Genomic DNA, 19,697 nt, shown 5'->3' with positions numbered 1-19,697 from the left:
TAGATTAATCCTCGTGGTTAACTATAGCTACGGTATATGAAAAAATTGGGAGGTGGAACAATGTCTAGTATTATCGAACAAAAGAAACAACTAGTAGAAGAAATTACTGATAAATTCCGTAATAGCCAAACTACAGTAGTTGTGGATTATCGTGGACTTGACGTTAGTGAGCTTACTGAGTTACGTAAAAACTTACGTGAAGCAGGAATTGAATTCAAAGTATATAAAAATACGATGACTCGTCGTGCAGCAGAAGCCGCTGAACTAAGTGGACTAAATGAAACTTTAGTTGGACCAACAGCTCTAGCATTCAGTAACGATGATGCGGTTGCTCCTGCTAGAATTTTAAAAGAGTTCAGTAAAGACCATGAAGCGCTAGAAATTAAAGGTGGCGTAATTGAAGGTAATATAGCTACTCTTGATCAAATCAAAGAGCTTGCAGACCTACCAAACTACGAAGGTATGGTTTCTATGTTGCTTAGCGTTCTACAAGCGCCAATTCGTAACTTTGCTTATGCAGCTAAAGCTGTTGCAGAACAAAAAGAAGAACAAGGTGCTTAATAGTCTCGGAATAATAAATAAATTAAATTATAATTAGGAGGAAATATATCATGACTAAAGAAGAAATGATTAGTGCGATTAAAGAAATGACTGTTTTAGAATTAAACGATTTAGTTAAAGCAATTGAAGAAGAATTCGGAGTTACAGCTGCAGCACCAGTTGCGGTTGCAGGCGGAGCTGCAGGTGGAGACGCTGCTGCAGAACAAACTGAATTTGATGTAGTACTTGAAAGTGCTGGAGCATCTAAAATTAAAGTTGTTAAAGCTGTACGTGAAATCACTGGTCTTGGTTTGAAAGATGCTAAAGACTTAGTAGATAATGCTCCTAAAGCTGTTAAAGAAGCTGTTTCTAAAGAAGAAGCTGAAGAAGTTAAAGCTAAACTTGAAGAAGCTGGAGCATCTGTAGAAGTTAAATAATTAAAGTATATAAATAATAGAGCTCGTCGATATTCGGCCGAGCTCTTTTCAACTATAATAAATTCTTCTGTTTTTAGTCCGACCAAGAACTGGACTTAGGATATTACATTAGTAAAGTAGGTGCCGAATGGCAGAGCATTACTTTTCACAACAACCTCAATCAAAAAGTTCACCAAAGACATGGAAATATAATTTAAGAGAAAAGGAATTTACTTTTACTAGTGACATAGGTGTTTTTTCAAAAAACGAAGTAGATTTCGGTTCTAGATTAATAATTGAAACCTTTAATGAACCTTCAATTGATGGTGATTTCTTAGATCTGGGATGTGGCTATGGTCCAATTGGTATTTCATTAGCTGAGAGTTTCCAAAGACGTTGCGTTATTATGGTAGATATTAATGGGCGGGCATTGGAATTAGCGAGGAGAAATGCCATGGCTAATCATGTAGAGGATAACACGGAAATTATCGAAAGCCATAGTACATCAAATGTAAAAGATCGAAAATTCGCTTCTGTTATAACTAATCCTCCGATTAGAGCTGGAAAAAAGGTAGTTCATGCTATTTTTGAAGATACAAAAGATGTTCTGCTACCTAATGGTGAGCTGTGGGTGGTAATCCAAAAGAAACAGGGAGCGCCGTCAGCAAAAAAGAAACTAGAAACACTATTTGGCGAGGTAGATATCGTTGCAAGAGATAAAGGTTATTACATTTTTAAGGCAATAAATATTTGACCGAATACGTCTCTTATGTTAACATTGGAAAATGCTAATAATGGGATTTTTATGTCAAGGGAGCTTTATAAAAAAATATGTATAATTTATGGATGATAGGAAAAACTGTTATAATGGAAGGAAAATGGGGTTTTTAAGAAAAAATTACTTTTACTTTTTCTTATTATAACGTTTAATCAATCTATCTGTAAACTATTATTTGCTAAAAGGTTACAACTTCGAAGGAATTATAGTTTTAAACCTATTAGATCATGCAATTGAATTAATAGGTGGTTACATATTTTTATTTTATAAAGCTTTTTATAAACCTCATTGTTATGAGGTGTGAATCTTGTGACAAAGCATACCCAATTTTTGATTGGTTGTGTTTTATATATACATGCCTTTGTAAAATAGTAGAATTAACTTCTACAAAACGTATTATTTAAGGGGTGAAGCAGTTGGCAGGTCAACTAGTTCAATATGGACGGCACCGAAAACGTAGGAGCTATGCACGTATTAATGAGGTATTAGAGCTACCAAACTTAATTGAGATTCAAACTTCTTCTTACGATTGGTTTTTGGAGGAAGGATTAAGAGAAATGTTCAAGGATATTTCTCCTATTGAGGATTTTGCAGGTAACTTATCACTTGAATTCGTAGATTATAGTTTAGGTGAGCCGAAGTACGATGTGGATGAATCAAAGTCTAGAGATGTTACGTACAATGCTCCTCTTCGTGTGAAGGTACGTTTAATTAATAATGAGACTGGCGAAGTGAAGGAACAAGAAGTGTTTATGGGTGACTTCCCATTAATGACAGATACAGGAACATTTATTATAAATGGTGCTGAACGTGTCATTGTATCTCAACTTGTACGTTCTCCAAGCGTTTATTTTAATGATAAGATCGACAAAAACGGTAAGCGTGGTATTGGAGCAACAGTTATCCCGAACCGCGGCGCATGGCTTGAATTTGAAACGGACGCAAAAGATGTAGCTCATGTACGAATTGACCGTACAAGAAAATTGCCAATAACTGTACTTTTACGTGCGCTTGGATTTGGTACGGATCAAGAAATCTTAGATTTGCTTGGTGACAATGAGTACCTTAAAAATACATTAGAAAAAGATAATACAGAGACTTCTGAAAAGGCTTTGCTCGAAATTTATGAGCGATTACGCCCTGGTGAACCACCAACAGTGGAAAACGCTAAGAGTCTACTTGTTTCTAGATTTTTCGATCCAAAACGTTATGACCTTGCACATGTAGGTCGTTATAAAATGAACAAAAAGCTTAATATAAAAAACCGCTTATTTAATCAAGTTTTAGCTGAAACAATTGTGGACTCGGAAACAGGTGAAGTTTTAGCTGAAAAAGGCGATCGATTAGAACGTAAATTATTGAATAAGTTAATTCCGTATTTAGAGCGTAATGAAAATATGCTTGGTGAGAACATGCATCAGCCACATGATGGGGTTCTAGAGGATGAAATCACATTACAAATAGTGAAAATCATTGACCCAACAGACCCAAGTGGTGAAAGAGTTCTTAATGTAATCGGAAATGGCAATGTTGACAAAGATACGAAACATATTACACCAGCTGACATCCTAGCTTCCATTAGTTATTTCTTTAATCTCCTTCATGAAGTTGGGGACACAGATGATATAGACCACCTTGGTAATCGTAGGTTGCGCTCAGTTGGTGAGTTATTGCAAAACCAATTCCGTATTGGGCTTTCCCGTATGGAACGTGTAGTTCGCGAGAGAATGTCAATACAAGATACATCTAGCGTTACACCGCAGCAACTAATTAATATAAGACCGGTAATTGCTTCCATTAAGGAGTTCTTTGGTAGTTCTCAATTATCTCAGTTCATGGACCAAACGAATCCATTGGCAGAACTTACGCATAAGCGTCGTCTATCTGCGTTAGGGCCCGGTGGTTTGACTCGTGAACGCGCGGGAATGGAAGTTCGAGATGTTCATTACTCGCATTATGGTCGTATGTGTCCTATTGAAACACCTGAAGGACCAAACATCGGTCTAATTAACTCTTTATCTTCATTTGCAAAAGTTAATGATTATGGATTTATTGAGACTCCATATCGTCGAGTTGATCCAGAAAATGGCCAAGTTACGAATCATATCGATTACTTAACTGCTGATGAAGAAGATAATTATATTGTTGCCCAAGCAAATGCTCCTTTAGATGAAGAGAATATCTTTTTGAATGATGAAGTAATTGCAAGGTTTAGAGGGGAAAACATTGTTGTTAAACGAGAAAAGATTGACTACATGGATGTTTCTCCTAAACAAGTAGTATCTGCCGCAACCGCGTGTATTCCTTTCTTGGAGAACGATGACTCTAACCGTGCCCTTATGGGAGCGAACATGCAACGTCAAGCGGTTCCGTTAATCAAACCACGTGCGCCAATTGTTGGTACTGGAATGGAATATGTGAATGGTAAAGACTCCGGTGCTGCGTTGATTTGTAAGCATGAGGGGATTGTAGAACGAGTTGAAGCAAGGGAAGTACTTGTGCGTCGTGTATCCGTGGTTGATGGGAAAGAAGTTCAAGGCGATGTGGATCGATACAAACTACAGAAGTTTATTCGTTCGAACGCAGGAACATGTATTAACCAGCGCCCAATTGTAAAAGAGGGTGACCGTGTAACGAAGGGTGAAGTTTTAGCAGACGGTCCATCTATGCAAGACGGAGAAATGGCTTTAGGTCAAAACGTTCTAGTTGCATTCATGACATGGGAAGGGTACAACTATGAAGATGCAATTATTATGAGTGAAAGACTTGTGAAAGATGATGTTTATACATCTATTCATATTGAAGAATATGAATCCGAATCTCGTGATACAAAACTAGGGCCTGAAGAAATTACTCGTGATATCCCTAACGTCGGTGAAGACGCATTGAAGAACTTGGATGAAAATGGAATAATTCGTGTTGGTGCCGAGGTAACAGATGGTGATATCTTAGTTGGTAAAGTAACACCTAAGGGAGTTACCGAATTATCCGCAGAAGAAAGATTATTACATGCTATCTTCGGTGAAAAAGCACGCGAAGTCCGTGACACATCCTTACGTGTTCCTCATGGTGCTGGCGGTATTGTATTAGATGTTAAGATTTTTAATCGTGAAGACGGTGATGAGTTACCACCTGGAGTAAATCAATTGGTACGTGCATATATTGTGCAAAAACGTAAAATCCATGAAGGGGATAAGATGGCTGGTCGTCATGGTAATAAAGGGGTTATCTCTAAAATATTACCAGAAGAAGACATGCCGTTCTTACCAGATGGAACTCCTGTTGATATCATGTTAAACCCATTAGGTGTACCATCACGTATGAATATCGGACAGGTGTTCGAACTTCATTTAGGTATGGCAGCTAGACTTCTAGGTATTCATGTCGCTACACCAGTATTTGATGGTGCGACGGAAGAAGACGTATATGAAACACTAGAAGAAGCTGGAATGTCTAGAGATGCAAAGACCATTCTTTACGATGGTAGAACAGGTGTCCCTTTTGACAACCGTGTTTCTGTCGGTGTAATGTATATGATCAAATTGGCTCACATGGTTGATGATAAACTTCACGCAAGATCCACTGGTCCTTATTCATTAGTAACGCAACAACCACTTGGTGGTAAAGCACAATTCGGTGGACAGCGATTTGGGGAAATGGAAGTTTGGGCTCTAGAGGCCTATGGAGCTGCATACACATTACAGGAAATCCTAACTGTTAAATCGGATGATATCGTAGGCCGTGTTAAGACTTACGAAGCAATTGTTAAAGGTGAAAACGTTCCAGAACCTGGTGTACCAGAATCTTTCAAAGTGTTAATTAAAGAACTGCAAAGTCTAGGTATGGATGTTAAAATGCTTAACAGCAATGAGGACGAAATCGATATGCGTGATTTAGAAGAAGATGATACCCATTCTCCTAGTAAACTTAACTTAGAAGTTGAAGCACAAGAGAAATAAATATATAAGAGAATTGATGGCTCATTGTACCATCAATTCTCTATTTGAAAATTGGATAATAAAACGCACATTAAAAGGGAGGAAGGCTCCTTGCTAGATGTAAATAATTTTGAGTATATGAAAATTGGCTTAGCTTCATCAGAAAAAATTCGCTCTTGGTCATATGGTGAGGTTAAAAAACCAGAAACCATAAATTACCGTACGTTAAAACCAGAGAAAGATGGCCTTTTCTGCGAGCGTATTTTTGGCCCAACTAAAGACTGGGAATGTCATTGCGGAAAATACAAACGTGTACGTTATAAAGGTGTAGTTTGTGATCGTTGTGGAGTTGAAGTTACCAAATCAAAAGTGCGTCGCGAACGTATGGGGCATATTGAATTAGCTGCACCTGTATCTCATATTTGGTATTTCAAAGGAATCCCTAGCCGTATGGGTCTAGTATTGGATATGTCACCGAGAGCGCTTGAGGAAGTAATCTACTTTGCTGCTTATATTGTGACTGAACAAGGAAGTACACCGTTAGAGAAGAAGCAACTTCTTTCTGAAAAGGAATATCGTGCTTATTATGATAAGTACGGCAATACCTTTAAGGCGCAAATGGGTGCAGAGGCAATTCGTAAATTGTTGCAAGATATTGATTTAGAAAAAGAAGTGGAAGCTCTAAGAGAAGAGTTAAAGACTGCTCAAGGGCAACGTCGTACTAGAGCAATTAAACGACTAGAAGTATTGGAAGCATTCCGCAATTCAGGTAATAAACCGGATTGGATGATATTAGATGTTCTACCTGTCATTCCGCCAGAAATCCGTCCAATGGTGCAACTTGATGGTGGCCGTTTTGCTACTTCTGATTTAAATGATCTATATCGACGTGTTATCAATCGTAACAATCGTTTGAAACGACTTCTAGACTTAGGTGCGCCAAGCATTATTGTACAAAACGAAAAGCGTATGTTACAAGAAGCTGTCGATGCACTCATTGATAATGGTAGAAGAGGACGTCCTGTTACAGGGCCGGGTAATAGACCACTTAAATCGTTATCCCATATGTTAAAAGGGAAACAAGGAAGATTCCGTCAAAATCTTCTTGGTAAACGTGTAGACTATTCTGGGCGTTCTGTTATTATTGTTGGTCCTCACCTAAAAATGTACCAATGTGGCCTTCCTAAAGAGATGGCATTAGAATTATTCAAACCATTTATAATGAAAGAGTTAGTAGAACGAGGTTTAGCTCATAACATTAAATCTGCTAAACGCAAAATTGAAAGAGTTCATCCGGATGTATGGGATGTACTTGAAGATGTTATTAAAGAGCATCCAGTACTACTTAACCGTGCACCAACTTTGCATAGATTAGGGATACAGGCATTTGAACCAACATTGGTTGAAGGTCGAGCGATTCGTTTACATCCATTAGTATGTACTGCATATAATGCGGACTTTGATGGTGACCAAATGGCTGTGCACGTACCACTATCGGCTGAAGCTCAGGCAGAGGCACGTTTACTTATGCTTGCAGCTCAAAATATCCTTAATCCAAAAGATGGTAAACCAGTTGTTACGCCTTCCCAGGATATGGTACTAGGTAACTATTACTTAACTCTTGAGCGTGAAGCTGCAGTTGGCGAAGGTAGCGTTTTTAAAGATATCAACGAAGCGATGATAGCTTATCAAAATGGTTATGTTCATCTTCATACGAGAATCGCGGTGAAGGCTTCAACTTTAAACAACCAAACTTTCACTGAAGAACAAAATAGTCAATTACTATTAACGACTGTTGGTAAACTGATTTTTAATGAAATTTTACCAGCATCGTTCCCGTATATTAACGAACCAACACGTTTAAATCTAGAGGAAAAAACTCCGGAGAATTATTTTGTTAATCCAGGAACGAACATTAAAGAGGAAATTAAGAATCGCGAATTAGTTAAGCCGTTTAAGAAAGGTTTCTTAGGGGACATTATTGCGGAAGTATTTAAACTATATAAGATTACAGAAACATCTAAAATGCTTGACCGTATGAAAGATTTAGGTTTCAGTTACTCTACAAAAGCTGGGATGACAGTAGGTATCTCTGATATTGTAGTATTACCTGAAAAACAAGCAATCTTGGATGAGGCACAGGAAAAAGTTGATAAAGTACTTAAACAATTCCGTCGTGGTCTGATTACAGAAGAAGAACGTTATGATCGTGTTATTTCTATCTGGACGATTACAAAAGATACAATTCAAGCAAAACTTATGGAGTCTCTAAGTAACCGAAACCCAATATTCATGATGAGTGACTCGGGAGCACGTGGTAATGCGTCTAACTTTACACAGCTTGCTGGTATGCGTGGTCTAATGGCCAACCCGGCTGGTAAGATTATCGAGTTACCGATTAAATCAAGTTTCCGTGAAGGGTTAACCGTATTGGAATACTTTATTTCAACTCACGGTGCACGTAAAGGACTTGCTGATACGGCACTGAAGACCGCGGACTCTGGATATCTAACTCGACGTTTGGTTGATGTTGCACAAGACGTTATTATTCGTGAGGAAGATTGTGGAACGGATCGTGGGCTGGAAGTAGAAGCTTTAGTTGATGGTACTGAGGTCATTGAACCATTAATAGACCGTCTAATAGGCCGTACTGCGTTCATGATTGTTAAACACCCTGAAACAGGTAATGTGATAGTTGACAAGAATGAATTAATAACGGAGGACCAAGCTAAAGAAATTGTAGAAGCAGGTATTGAAAAAGTTATTATTCGCTCAGCGTTCACATGTAATACAAAACATGGTGTATGTCAAAAATGTTATGGACGTAACCTTGCTACAGGTTCAGATGTAGAAGTAGGTGAAGCTGTAGGTATTATAGCTGCACAATCTATCGGGGAACCAGGTACACAGTTAACAATGCGTACATTCCACACGGGTGGGGTAGCTGGTAATGATATTACCCAAGGTTTACCGCGTATCCAAGAATTATTCGAAGCACGTAATCCGAAGGGGCAAGCAGTTATTACTGAAATTTACGGTAGTGTCCTTGAAATCAATGAAACGAAGGATAAACAAGAGATTGTTATCCAAGGTGATGTAGAACAGCGCTCTTATGCGGTTCCTTACAACGCAAGACTTAAGGTAGCTATAGGTGACGAAGTAGAAGCTGGTCAAGAATTAACAGAGGGTTCCATTGATCCGAAAGACTTATTACGTGTTAAAGGTGTAGAAGGCGTGCAAGCTTATATTCTACGCGAAGTGCAACGTGTGTATCGTATGCAAGGTGTAGAAATTGGTGACAAACACGTTGAAGTAATGGTACGTCAGATGTTACGTAAGATTAGAGTAGTTGATTCGGGAGATACAGATGTGTTACCAGGTTCATTACTAGAGTTACATCAATTTAAAGAAGCGAACAAATCTGTACTGCTTGAGGGCGATAACCCAGCAACAGGTAGACCTGTATTGCTTGGTATTACAAAAGCATCACTTGAAACAGATTCATTCTTATCAGCTGCATCGTTCCAAGAAACAACAAGAGTTCTTACCGATGCCGCAATTAAAGGCAAACGTGATGATTTACTCGGCCTTAAAGAAAATGTTATTATTGGTAAACTTGTTCCGGCGGGGACAGGGATGCAACAATATCGTCGCATTAAACCAATATTAGACAAACCCGAAGAAGAAGTTTCGGAAGAGATAGAAACAGAAACAGTGCAATAAGAAGTAATTTATTAAAAAAGGTATTAATTATTTGGAAGCACCAAAAAAAATAGACATTTGATATTGACATTAAAAAAGTTGAATGGTACTATATTCAAGGTGCTTCCGATTATTCTTGTTGCTTTGGAGGATACGAAGACAGATGTCTTATGATAAAGTAACGCAAGTCAAATCACGTCTAATAATTGGGACTAAACAAACACTGAAAGCTATGAAAAATGGCGAAGTAAGTGAAGTGTTTATTGCTAACGATGCTGATGAGCATATAACACAAAAAGTAGCTAGTCTTGCGGATGAACTAGACATACCATGTGAGTCAGTCGATTCCAAAAGGAAGTTGGGTGTCGCATGTGGAATTGAAGTCGATGCATCTGCGGTTGCGGTAAAGATTTTTGATTAAGAGGTTCTTACCTCCGGATTTTTTTACCTTAAAATGAACCGCCTGGATGTGTGGGATTACAAACTCTGAAAGACTATCTAGTTACTGCAATTATATTACAGTAATTAAATAAGGAAGGGAGGAAAACAAAAATGCCTACAATTAACCAACTTGTACGTAAAGGTCGAGTTAGTAAAACTAAAACTTCTGACTCTCCAGCACTAAACAAAGGTTACAACAGCTTTAAAAAATCATTAACTGATGTAAACTCTCCACAAAAACGTGGTGTTTGTACTCGTGTTGGTACGCTAACTCCTAAAAAACCAAACTCTGCATTACGTAAATATGCGCGTGTGCGTTTGTCAAATAACATGGAGGTAACTGCGTACATCCCAGGAATTGGTCACAACCTACAAGAACACAGTGTTGTATTAATTCGTGGTGGTCGTGTTAAAGACTTACCAGGGGTACGTTACCATATTGTTCGAGGCGCTCTTGACACTGCAGGTGTTGACGGTCGTATGCAAAGCCGTTCTAAATACGGTACTAAAAAGCCAAAAGCGAAAAAATAATAAACTTTAAATTAACATTGAATGAAAGGAGGATGTCATATGCCTCGTAAAGGTCCAGTACCAAAGCGTGATGTATTACCAGATCCGCTATATAGTTCTAAATTAGTTACTCGTTTAATCAACCAAATCATGGTTGATGGTAAACGTGGTAAAGCACAAAAAATCCTTTATAAAGCTTTTGAACTTGTCCAAGAAAGAAGTGGACAAAATCCAATGGAAATTTTTGAACAAGCAATGAAAAACGTTATGCCTGTTCTTGAAGTACGCGCTCGTCGTGTTGGTGGTTCAAACTACCAAGTTCCAGTTGAAGTACGTCCTGAAAGACGTCAAGCATTAGGATTACGTTACCTAGTAAACTATTCACGTCTTCGTGGAGAAAAAACTATGGAAGAACGTCTCGCTAATGAAATTCTAGATGCTTCTAATAACACAGGTGCATCTGTTAAGAAACGTGAAGAAATGCATAAAATGGCTGAAGCTAACAAAGCATTTGCTCACTACCGTTGGTAATAATATACTAAGAATAGTTTATGATAGAAAGGAGAAGAACACATGGCTAGAGAGTTCTCCTTGGAAAAGACACGTAATATCGGTATTATGGCACACATTGATGCTGGTAAAACAACTACTACCGAACGTATTCTTTTCTATACAGGACGTATTCATAAAATTGGTGAAACACATGAAGGTGCCTCTCAAATGGACTGGATGGAGCAGGAGCAAGAGCGTGGTATTACTATTACATCTGCCGCTACAACAGCACAATGGAAAGGTCACCGAATCAATATTATCGATACACCAGGACACGTGGACTTCACAGTAGAAGTTGAACGTTCATTACGTGTACTTGATGGAGCAGTTACAGTACTTGATGCACAATCTGGTGTAGAGCCTCAAACGGAAACAGTTTGGCGCCAAGCTACAACATACGGTGTACCAAGAGTAGTATTCATTAATAAAATGGATAAAACTGGAGCGGACTTCTTATATTCTACAAAGACTTTGAAAGATCGCCTAGGTGCTAACGCACATCCAGTTCAGTTACCAATTGGTGCTGAAGATCAATTCGAGGGAATTATTGATCTAATCAACATGGAAGCTCATTATTACCTAGATGATTTAGGTACAACTGATGAGTCACGTGAAATTCCTGCTGAATTAAAAGATGAAGCTGAAGAATTACGAGCTAATCTAATTGAAGCAGTGGCTGAATCTGATGAAGACCTTATGATGAAATATCTTGAAGGTGAAGAAATCAGTATCGATGAGTTAAAGGCTGCTATTCGTAAAGCTACTTTAAATGTTGAATTCTATCCGGTATTCTGTGGATCAGCATTTAAAAACAAAGGTGTTCAATTGATGTTAGATGGTGTTATAGATTATCTTCCAGCTCCAACTGATATCCCTCCAATCGAAGGAATCATACCTGGAACAGAGGAAAAAGTAACTCGTCCATCAAATGATAGCGAACCATTCTCTGCGCTTGCATTTAAAGTAATGACTGACCCATACGTTGGTAAACTTACATTCTTCCGCGTATACTCTGGAACATTAGATTCTGGTTCATACGTGAAGAACTCTGTTAAGGATAAACGTGAACGTGTTGGTCGTATTCTACAAATGCATGCGAATCACCGTGAAGAAATCTCAACAGTTTATTCCGGAGAAATCGCTGCTGCGGTTGGTTTGAAAGATACAGGAACCGGGGATACATTATGTGATGAGAAGAACTTAGTTATCTTGGAATCCATGGAATTCCCTGAACCAGTTATTTCAGTAGCTATCGAACCTAAAACAAAAGCTGACCAAGATAAAATGGGTATTGCTTTAGGTAAACTTGCTGAAGAAGATCCAACATTCAGAACTGAAACAAACCCAGAAACTGGCCAAACAATCATCTCTGGTATGGGTGAACTACACCTTGATATCATTGTTGACCGTCTAAAACGTGAATTCAGAGTGGAAGCAAACGTTGGTGCACCACAAGTTGCATATCGTGAAACATTCCGTGCAGCAGCTGAAGTTGAAGGTAAATTCGTACGTCAGTCTGGTGGACGTGGACAATACGGTCACGTTTGGATCAAATTCGAACCAAACGAGGATGGCGCAGGCTTTGAATTCGTTAATAACATCGTTGGTGGGGTTGTGCCTCGTGAATACATTCCAGCTGTTCAACAAGGTGTTGAAGAGGCGATGGAAAACGGAGTACTTGCTGGTTATCCATTAATCGACGTAAAAGCTACGTTATATGATGGTAGCTACCACGATGTAGACTCTAACGAAATGGCGTTTAAAGTTGCTGCATCTATGGCGCTTAAAGCTGCTAAAAATAAATGTAACCCGGTTATTCTAGAACCAATTGAAAAAGTAGAAATTACTATTCCAGAAGAATACATGGGAGACATCATGGGTGATGTTACATCACGCCGCGGACGTGTAGAAGGTATGGAAGCTCGTGGTAACGCACAAGTTATCAAAGCATTTGTACCACTATCTGAAATGTTTGGTTACGCTACAGCTCTTCGTTCAAACACTCAAGGACGTGGAACATATTCTATGCATTTCGATCACTTCGACGAAGTACCGAAATCAATTTCTGAAGAAATTATTAAGAAAAATGCAGGAGAATAATTGATTTTTTTGTAGATGTAACGTATAACAAATGTATGAAGGCTAAGAAATAATAGTTTCATTATTATTTCTTAGTTACACATAAAAAATTAAATTAAACTTTTTGTTATTTAAAGGAGGAACTATAAATGGCTAAAGAAAAATTCGACCGCTCGAAAAGTCACGTTAACGTTGGAACAATCGGACACGTTGACCATGGTAAAACTACTTTAACTGCAGCGATCACAACTGTAATGAACAAGAAAAATGGATCAGGCTCCGCTATGGCATATGACCAAATTGACGGTGCTCCAGAAGAAAGAGAACGTGGAATTACAATCGCAACTTCTCACGTTGAATATGAAACTGAAACTCGTCACTATGCGCACGTTGACTGCCCAGGTCACGCGGACTATGTTAAAAACATGATCACTGGTGCTGCACAAATGGATGGTGCTATCCTAGTAGTATCTGCTGCTGATGGCCCAATGCCGCAAACTCGTGAGCATATCTTACTTTCTCGTAACGTTGGTGTACCTTCAATTGTTGTATTCTTAAACAAAGTTGATATGGTAGATGACGAAGAATTACTAGAATTAGTAGAAATGGAAGTACGTGATTTACTTTCTGAATATGACTTCCCTGGTGATGATATACCAGTTATTAGTGGTTCTGCACTAAAAGCACTTGAAGGTGAAGAAAAATACGAACAAGCAATTGTAGACTTAATGGCTGCAGTTGATGAATATGTTCCAACACCAGAACGTGACAACGACAAACCATTCATGATGCCAGTTGAGGATGTATTCTCAATCACTGGTCGTGGTACAGTTGCTACAGGACGTGTTGAACGTGGACAAGTTAAAGTTGGAGACGAAGTTGAAATCATCGGTCTTGCTGAAGAGTCTAGCAAATCTACAGTAACTGGTGTTGAAATGTTCCGTAAGCTTCTTGATTATGCTGAAGCTGGAGACAACATTGGTGCACTTCTTCGTGGTGTTTCTCGTGAAGATATCAGCCGTGGACAAGTACTTGCTAAACCAGGTTCAATCACTCCACACACTAACTTCAAAGCTGAAGTTTATGTTTTGTCAAAAGATGAAGGTGGACGTCACACTCCATTTTTCTCTAACTACCGTCCTCAGTTCTACTTCCGTACAACGGATGTAACTGGAGTTATTAATCTTCCAGAAGGAACTGAAATGATCATGCCTGGAGATAACACTGAAATGACAGTTGAACTTATTTCTCCAATCGCGATTGAAGAAGGTACTCGCTTCTCTATCCGTGAAGGTGGACGTACTGTTGGATCAGGCGTTGTTACAACAATCGAAAAATAATTGTTTCACGCATGCAGGTAACGCAATTTTAGCGTTACCTGCTGTTTTTATATATGGAATGGAAAAACCTGCCATTACAATAATATGTTTCCATGAATAAAATATTCCTTACAACACTTGCAATTACTAATGCGTGTATGTATAATACATAAATGTGTGACCGAAAATTAGCCTAAAATAATGGTTGCATTGGCCAATCGCTTTTGATATACTATTAATGTTGGTCATATAAAGCGATGATGTGAGAGGTTGTTGGCACGCCCGGCCCCTTTGCCATGGCAGGCTGTCAAGGAATTTTCACGGAGAATGTCTATTATGATATGGGCGTAAAGGAGGGAAAATAATGGCAAAAGAAAAAATCAGAATCCGTTTAAAAGCATATGATCACCGTGTACTAGATCAATCTGCTGAAAAAATCGTAGACACGGCAAAACGTTCTGGAGCAAATGTATCTGGACCGATTCCATTGCCTACAGAGAAATCAGTTTATACAATCTTACGTGCGGTTCATAAATATAAGGATTCACGTGAACAATTCGAAATGCGTACACATAAACGTCTAATCGATATTGTTGATCCAACACCGAAAACAGTCGATTCTTTAATGAGACTTGACCTACCATCTGGTGTGGATATTGAAATTAAATTATAAAATTAGTTTTATTATAGGAGGTGTAACGGATGACGAAAGGAATCTTAGGTCGTAAAATCGGCATGACTCAGCTATTTACAGAAAACGGTGAGTTAGTACCAGTTACTGTTATCCAAGCTGAGCCAAACGTAGTTTTGCAAAAGAGAACACTAGAAAATGATGGTTATGAAGGCCTTCAAATTGGTTTTGCAGATAAAAAGGAATCTCGTACAAATAAAGCAGAAAAAGGTCATGCTGAAAAAGCAAACACAACCCCTAAGCGCTACGTTCGTGAATTCCGTAACGCAAATCTTGACGAGTATGAAATAGGTCAAGAAATTAAGGTTGATATTTTTGAATCTGGAGAAAAAGTGGATGTGACAGGAACTTCTAAAGGTAAAGGATTCCAAGGTTCCATCAAACGCCATGGTCAACAACGTGGGCCAATGGGACACGGCTCACACTATCACAGAGGACCAGGTTCTATGGGTGCGATTGATGCAATGCGTGTTTTCAAAGGCAAAAAGCTACCAGGACATATGGGTTCTGAAAAAATCACAATCCAAAACCTTGAGATCGTTAGTGTAGACGCTGAAAGAAATCTTCTACTAGTTAAAGGTAATGTTCCAGGTGCGAAGAAATCATACGTTAAAATCACAAGTGCGATAAAAGGTAACTAATCATACACACGAAGGGAGGATATGTCATGCCTAAAGTAGCACTATTTAAACAAGATGGAAGTAATGCAGGAGAAGTTGAATTAAATGATGCGGTATTTGGAATTGAACCGAATACTCATGTATTGCACGAAGCGGTTCTTATGCAAAGAGCAACTTTACGTCAAGGAACTCACAAAGTAAAAAACCGTTCAGAAGTTCGTGGCGGTGGACGTAAACCGTGGCGTCAAAAAGGAACTGGACGTGCGCGTCAAGGTTCAACTCGTTCTCCACAATGGGTAGGCGGTGGAACTGTTTTTGGGCCTACACCACGTAGCTACAGCTATAAACTACCTAAAAAGGTTCGTCGTTTAGCTCTTAGATCTGCATTATCTTCTAAAGTTAAAGAAGATAGTTTAGTTGTTTTAGAAGGTATCTCTATGGAAGCTCCTAAAACAAAAGAAGTTGTTAAAATGTTAGAAGCTTTAAACGTAGCAGAAAAAGCTCTAATCGTAACTGATAATAAAGATGAAGTTGTTGCTCGTTCAGCAAATAACCTTCAATCTGTTAAAGTTTTAACAGTTGAGGAATTAAATGTTTTAGACTTGCTTATGCATGACAAGCTAATCTTAACTAAAGATGCAGCTGTTAAAGCAGGGGAGGTGCTTGCATAATGAAAGATCCACGTGATATTATTAAGCGCCCTGTCATCACTGAGCACTCTGCGGATTTAATGGCAGAAAAGAAATATACTTTTGAAGTTTCTACTAAAGCGAATAAAACCGAAATTAAAGATGCCGTAGAATCTGTTTTCGGTGTTAAAGTAGTTAAAGTCAACACATTAAACCTTAAAGGTAAATTCAAACGTATGGGACGTTACGGCGGATTTCGTCCAAATCGTAAAAAAGCAATCGTTCAATTATCTGAGGATAGTAAAGAACTAGATTTCTTTGAAGCTTAATAAGTAAATCAAGAGAAGGAGGGAAACAAGATGGCGATTAAAAAACATAGACCGACTTCTAATGGTCGTCGTAACATGTCTGTATCTGATTTCGCGGAAATCACAACAGACCAACCAGAAAAATCCCTATTAGCTCCGTTAAGTAAACGCGGCGGTCGTAATAATCAAGGGAAATTAACGGTTCGTCATCACGGCGGTGGACATAAACGTCAATATCGTATTATTGACTTTAAACGCAACAAAGATGGAATACCAGGACGCGTTGCTACAATTGAATATGATCCAAACCGTACCGCTAATATTGCATTAATCCATTATGTTGATGGAGAGAAACGTTATATTTTAGCACCAAAGGGACTTAAAGTAGGTCAAGAAATTGAATCAGGAGAAAATGCTGACATCAAAGTTGGTAATGCACTTCCTTTAACAAATATCCCTGTTGGTACTGTAATTCATAACGTTGAATTAAAACCAGGAAACGGTGGGCAACTTGCTCGTTCGGCTGGTGCTGAAGCTCAAATTTTAGGACGTGAAGGTAAATACACACTAGTACGCTTAGCTTCTGGTGAATCCCGTCTAATCCTAAGCACTTGTCGCGCTACAGTTGGTCAAGTAGGAAATATCGAACATGAATTAATTAGAGTTGGTAAAGCCGGACGTTCTCGCTGGTTAGGTATACGCCCAACTGTTCGTGGATCTGTAATGAACCCGAATGATCACCCGCATGGTGGTGGTGAAGGACGTGCACCAATCGGACGTAAATCACCGATGTCACCTTGGGGCAAACCAACACTTGGTTACAAAACGCGTAAACGTAACAAACCGTCTGATAAATATATTGTTCGTAAACGTAAAAAATAAACGAAATCACAGACGGGAAATAACGCCCGTCTCTCACTTGCGGAAGGAGGTTTATCCATGGGTCGTAGTTTGAAAAAGGGACCTTTTGCAGATGACCATTTATTGAAAAAGATTGATACATTGAATGAAACTGATAAAAAACAAGTTGTGAAAACTTGGTCACGTCGTTCAACAATCTTCCCACAATTTATCGGTCATACAATCGCAGTTTATGATGGACGTAAACACGTTCCTGTATACATTACCGAAGATATGGTCGGACATAAATTAGGTGAATTTGCGCCAACACGTACGTACAAAGGACACGCTGGCGATGATAAGAAAACAAAACGTTAATGAGAGGAGGCGCTAATGCATGCAAGCTAAAGCCGTTGCAAAAACAGTTCGTATTGCTCCTCGTAAAGTCCGTTTAGTGATTGATCTAATTCGAGGAAAAAACGTTGGTGAAGCAGTTGCTATTTTAAAACATACACAACGTGGTGCTTCTCCAGTAGTGGAAAAAGTATTAAAATCTGCTATCGCTAACGCAGAACATAACTATGAAATGGACACTGATAACTTAGTAGTATCAGAAGCATATGTAAATGAAGGTCCAACATTGAAACGTTTCCGTCCACGTGCACAAGGACGTGCAAGCAGAATAAACAAACGCACAAGCCACATTACAGTGGTTGTAACAGAAAAGAAGGAGGGATAGTTAGTGGGTCAAAAAGTACATCCAACTGGTCTTCGCGTAGGAATAATTAAAGACTGGGAATCAAAATGGTATGCTGGTAAAGACTATGCAGACTTACTACATGAAGATATCAAGATTAGAGAATATCTTGAAAATCGCTTGAAGATTGCTGCAGTTTCTTCTATCGAAATTGAACGTGCAGCAAACCGTGTAAACATTACTATTCACACAGGTAAACCTGGTATGGTAATTGGTAAAGGCGGATCAGAAGTAGAAGCTCTACGTAAATCTTTAAATGCACTAACTGGTAAACGAGTACACATTAACATTGTGGAAGTTAAAAAAGTTGACATTAATGCTAAATTAGTAGCTGATAATATTGCACGTCAATTGGAAAACCGTGTTTCATTCCGTCGTGTGCAAAAACAAGCCATTCAACGTGCTATGCGTGGCGGAGCGTTAGGAATTAAAACACAAGTATCTGGTCGTCTAGCTGGAGCAGATATCGCTCGTGCGGAACATTATAGTGAAGGAACAGTACCATTACACACTTTACGTGCTGATATTGATTATGGCACTGCTGAAGCTGACACAACTTATGGTAAGTTAGGTGTCAAAGTGTGGATCTACCGTGGTGAAGTCCTTCCAACTAAAAAAGAAAAATAAAGGAAGGGGGCAATTGCGTTATGTTAATGCCTAAACGTGTAAAACATCGTAAGCAACATCGTGCTAAATTAACTGGCCAAGCAAAAGGCGGTACTGCTGTATCGTTTGGTGAGTATGGTTTACAAGCAGTTGAACCTGCTAGAATTTCAAGTCGTCAAATCGAGGCTGCTCGTATTGCGATGACTCGTTATATGAAACGTGGCGGTAAAGTTTGGATTAAAATCTTCCCAGACAAACCGTATACTAAAAAACCTTTAGAAGTACGTATGGGTTCCGGTAAAGGTGCTCCTGAAGGATGGGTGGCTATCGTTAAGCCAGGAAAAATCATGTTTGAAATCGCTGGTGTATCTGAAGAAGTTGCACGTGAAGCACTGCGTCTTGCTTCTCATAAACTACCGATCAAAACTAAATTTGTAAAACGTGAAGAAATTGGTGGTGAAAACAATGAAGGCTAATGAAATCAGAGATCTAACCACTGCCGAAATTGAACAAAAAGTAAAATCATTAAAAGAAGAATTATTTAATTTACGTTTCCAACTTGCTACTGGACAATTGGAAAACACAGCACGTATTCGTGAAGTAAGAAAAGCAATTGCTAGAATGAAAACAGTCATTCGTCAACGTGAATTAAACGTTAATAACTGATTAACTGAGAGGAGGTTAGCCTCAAATGTCTGAACGTAATAATCGTAAAGTTTACACTGGACGTGTAGTATCCGATAAAATGGACAAAACGATCACAGTTGTAGTTGAAACTTATAAGAACCATAAACTATATGGTAAACGTGTTAAGTATTCTAAGAAATTTAAAGCTCATGATGAGAATAACCAAGCAAAAATTGGAGATATCGTTCAAATCATGGAAACTCGTCCACTATCAGCAACTAAACGTTTCCGTCTAGTTGAAGTTGTGGAAGAAGCTGTAATTATATAATAAGTCGGATCTTCAA

21 protein-coding genes are annotated in these 19,697 nt (G+C 38.7%); all 21 read left to right on the top strand.

Annotated features, from left to right (window positions below; all coding sequences use genetic code 11):
- Positions 1-60 precede the first annotated feature (60 nt).
- The 21 genes from rplJ to rpsQ all read left to right on the top strand — a co-directional run bounded on the left by rplJ (position 61) and on the right by rpsQ (position 19,681).
- Positions 61-561 carry a 50S ribosomal protein L10 gene (rplJ, locus tag A9178_RS16270; protein ID WP_068677185.1) on the top strand — a complete coding sequence of 167 codons (501 nt, stop codon included), beginning with the start codon at positions 61-63 and terminating at the stop codon, positions 559-561.
- 50 nt (positions 562-611) lie between these two features.
- The gene (gene rplL, locus A9178_RS16265) at positions 612-977 is read left to right on the top strand and encodes a 50S ribosomal protein L7/L12 (protein WP_068677179.1); all 366 of its coding nucleotides are present in this window, start codon (positions 612-614) and stop codon (positions 975-977) included.
- A gap of 127 nt (positions 978-1,104) precedes the next feature.
- On the top strand, positions 1,105-1,710 hold the full coding sequence (locus tag A9178_RS16260; protein ID WP_068677177.1) for a class I SAM-dependent methyltransferase: 606 nt from the start codon (positions 1,105-1,107) through the stop codon (positions 1,708-1,710).
- A 440-nt stretch (positions 1,711-2,150) separates the two neighbouring features.
- Positions 2,151-5,693, top strand: coding sequence for a DNA-directed RNA polymerase subunit beta (gene rpoB / locus A9178_RS16255; RefSeq protein WP_068677175.1), 3,543 nt, complete (start codon positions 2,151-2,153; stop codon positions 5,691-5,693).
- A gap of 90 nt (positions 5,694-5,783) precedes the next feature.
- A complete protein-coding gene (rpoC, locus tag A9178_RS16250) occupies positions 5,784-9,395 on the top strand; it encodes a DNA-directed RNA polymerase subunit beta' (protein ID WP_068677173.1) in 3,612 nt (1,203 codons plus the stop codon).
- Positions 9,396-9,537: 142 nt separating this feature from the next.
- Positions 9,538-9,795 (top strand): ribosomal L7Ae/L30e/S12e/Gadd45 family protein, encoded by a 258-nt coding sequence (locus A9178_RS16245; RefSeq protein ID WP_068677170.1) that lies wholly within the window; start codon positions 9,538-9,540, stop codon positions 9,793-9,795.
- 131 nt (positions 9,796-9,926) lie between these two features.
- Positions 9,927-10,346 carry a 30S ribosomal protein S12 gene (gene rpsL / locus A9178_RS16240; RefSeq protein WP_068677169.1) on the top strand — a complete coding sequence of 140 codons (420 nt, stop codon included), beginning with the start codon at positions 9,927-9,929 and terminating at the stop codon, positions 10,344-10,346.
- Between the two features lie 39 nt (positions 10,347-10,385).
- Positions 10,386-10,856, top strand: coding sequence for a 30S ribosomal protein S7 (gene rpsG / locus A9178_RS16235; RefSeq protein ID WP_068677168.1), 471 nt, complete (start codon positions 10,386-10,388; stop codon positions 10,854-10,856).
- A gap of 42 nt (positions 10,857-10,898) precedes the next feature.
- Entirely contained in the window at positions 10,899-12,977 is a 2,079-nt protein-coding gene (fusA, locus tag A9178_RS16230) for an elongation factor G (RefSeq protein WP_068677167.1), read from the top strand.
- 128 nt (positions 12,978-13,105) lie between these two features.
- Positions 13,106-14,296 carry an elongation factor Tu gene (gene tuf, locus A9178_RS16225; RefSeq protein WP_068677166.1) on the top strand — a complete coding sequence of 397 codons (1,191 nt, stop codon included), beginning with the start codon at positions 13,106-13,108 and terminating at the stop codon, positions 14,294-14,296.
- A 343-nt stretch (positions 14,297-14,639) separates the two neighbouring features.
- Positions 14,640-14,948 carry a 30S ribosomal protein S10 gene (gene rpsJ / locus A9178_RS16220; RefSeq protein ID WP_068677165.1) on the top strand — a complete coding sequence of 103 codons (309 nt, stop codon included), beginning with the start codon at positions 14,640-14,642 and terminating at the stop codon, positions 14,946-14,948.
- A 29-nt stretch (positions 14,949-14,977) separates the two neighbouring features.
- Positions 14,978-15,607 (top strand): 50S ribosomal protein L3, encoded by a 630-nt coding sequence (gene rplC, locus A9178_RS16215; protein ID WP_068677163.1) that lies wholly within the window; start codon positions 14,978-14,980, stop codon positions 15,605-15,607.
- Positions 15,608-15,633: 26 nt separating this feature from the next.
- Positions 15,634-16,257: a 50S ribosomal protein L4 gene (gene rplD, locus A9178_RS16210; RefSeq protein ID WP_068677161.1), complete on the top strand. Its 624-nt coding sequence runs from the start codon at positions 15,634-15,636 to the stop codon at positions 16,255-16,257.
- Complete coding sequence (gene rplW, locus A9178_RS16205; protein WP_068677160.1) at positions 16,257-16,544, top strand: 50S ribosomal protein L23; 288 nt, start codon at positions 16,257-16,259, stop codon at positions 16,542-16,544. The genes rplD and rplW overlap by 1 nt, the downstream gene beginning before the upstream one ends.
- A gap of 30 nt (positions 16,545-16,574) precedes the next feature.
- Complete coding sequence (rplB, locus tag A9178_RS16200; protein WP_068677159.1) at positions 16,575-17,405, top strand: 50S ribosomal protein L2; 831 nt, start codon at positions 16,575-16,577, stop codon at positions 17,403-17,405.
- Positions 17,406-17,462: 57 nt separating this feature from the next.
- Positions 17,463-17,741 carry a 30S ribosomal protein S19 gene (gene rpsS / locus A9178_RS16195; protein WP_068677158.1) on the top strand — a complete coding sequence of 93 codons (279 nt, stop codon included), beginning with the start codon at positions 17,463-17,465 and terminating at the stop codon, positions 17,739-17,741.
- A 19-nt stretch (positions 17,742-17,760) separates the two neighbouring features.
- Complete coding sequence (rplV, locus tag A9178_RS16190; RefSeq protein WP_068677156.1) at positions 17,761-18,102, top strand: 50S ribosomal protein L22; 342 nt, start codon at positions 17,761-17,763, stop codon at positions 18,100-18,102.
- Positions 18,103-18,105: 3 nt separating this feature from the next.
- Complete coding sequence (gene rpsC, locus A9178_RS16185; protein ID WP_068677154.1) at positions 18,106-18,747, top strand: 30S ribosomal protein S3; 642 nt, start codon at positions 18,106-18,108, stop codon at positions 18,745-18,747.
- A gap of 20 nt (positions 18,748-18,767) precedes the next feature.
- A complete protein-coding gene (rplP, locus tag A9178_RS16180) occupies positions 18,768-19,202 on the top strand; it encodes a 50S ribosomal protein L16 (RefSeq protein ID WP_068677152.1) in 435 nt (144 codons plus the stop codon).
- Entirely contained in the window at positions 19,192-19,392 is a 201-nt protein-coding gene (gene rpmC / locus A9178_RS16175; RefSeq protein ID WP_047185895.1) for a 50S ribosomal protein L29, read from the top strand. The genes rplP and rpmC overlap by 11 nt, the downstream gene beginning before the upstream one ends.
- Positions 19,393-19,417: 25 nt before the next feature.
- On the top strand, positions 19,418-19,681 hold the full coding sequence (rpsQ, locus tag A9178_RS16170) for a 30S ribosomal protein S17 (protein WP_068677150.1): 264 nt from the start codon (positions 19,418-19,420) through the stop codon (positions 19,679-19,681).
- The last annotated feature ends 16 nt before the right edge of the window (positions 19,682-19,697 follow it).

It is taken from the genome of Oceanobacillus sp. Castelsardo, assembly GCF_001659985.1.
Taxonomy (GTDB): Bacteria; Bacillota; Bacilli; order Bacillales; family Amphibacillaceae; genus Oceanobacillus.
The sequence above is the reverse complement of the archived record's forward strand: the minus strand, read 5'-3'. Positions and strand labels throughout refer to the sequence as shown.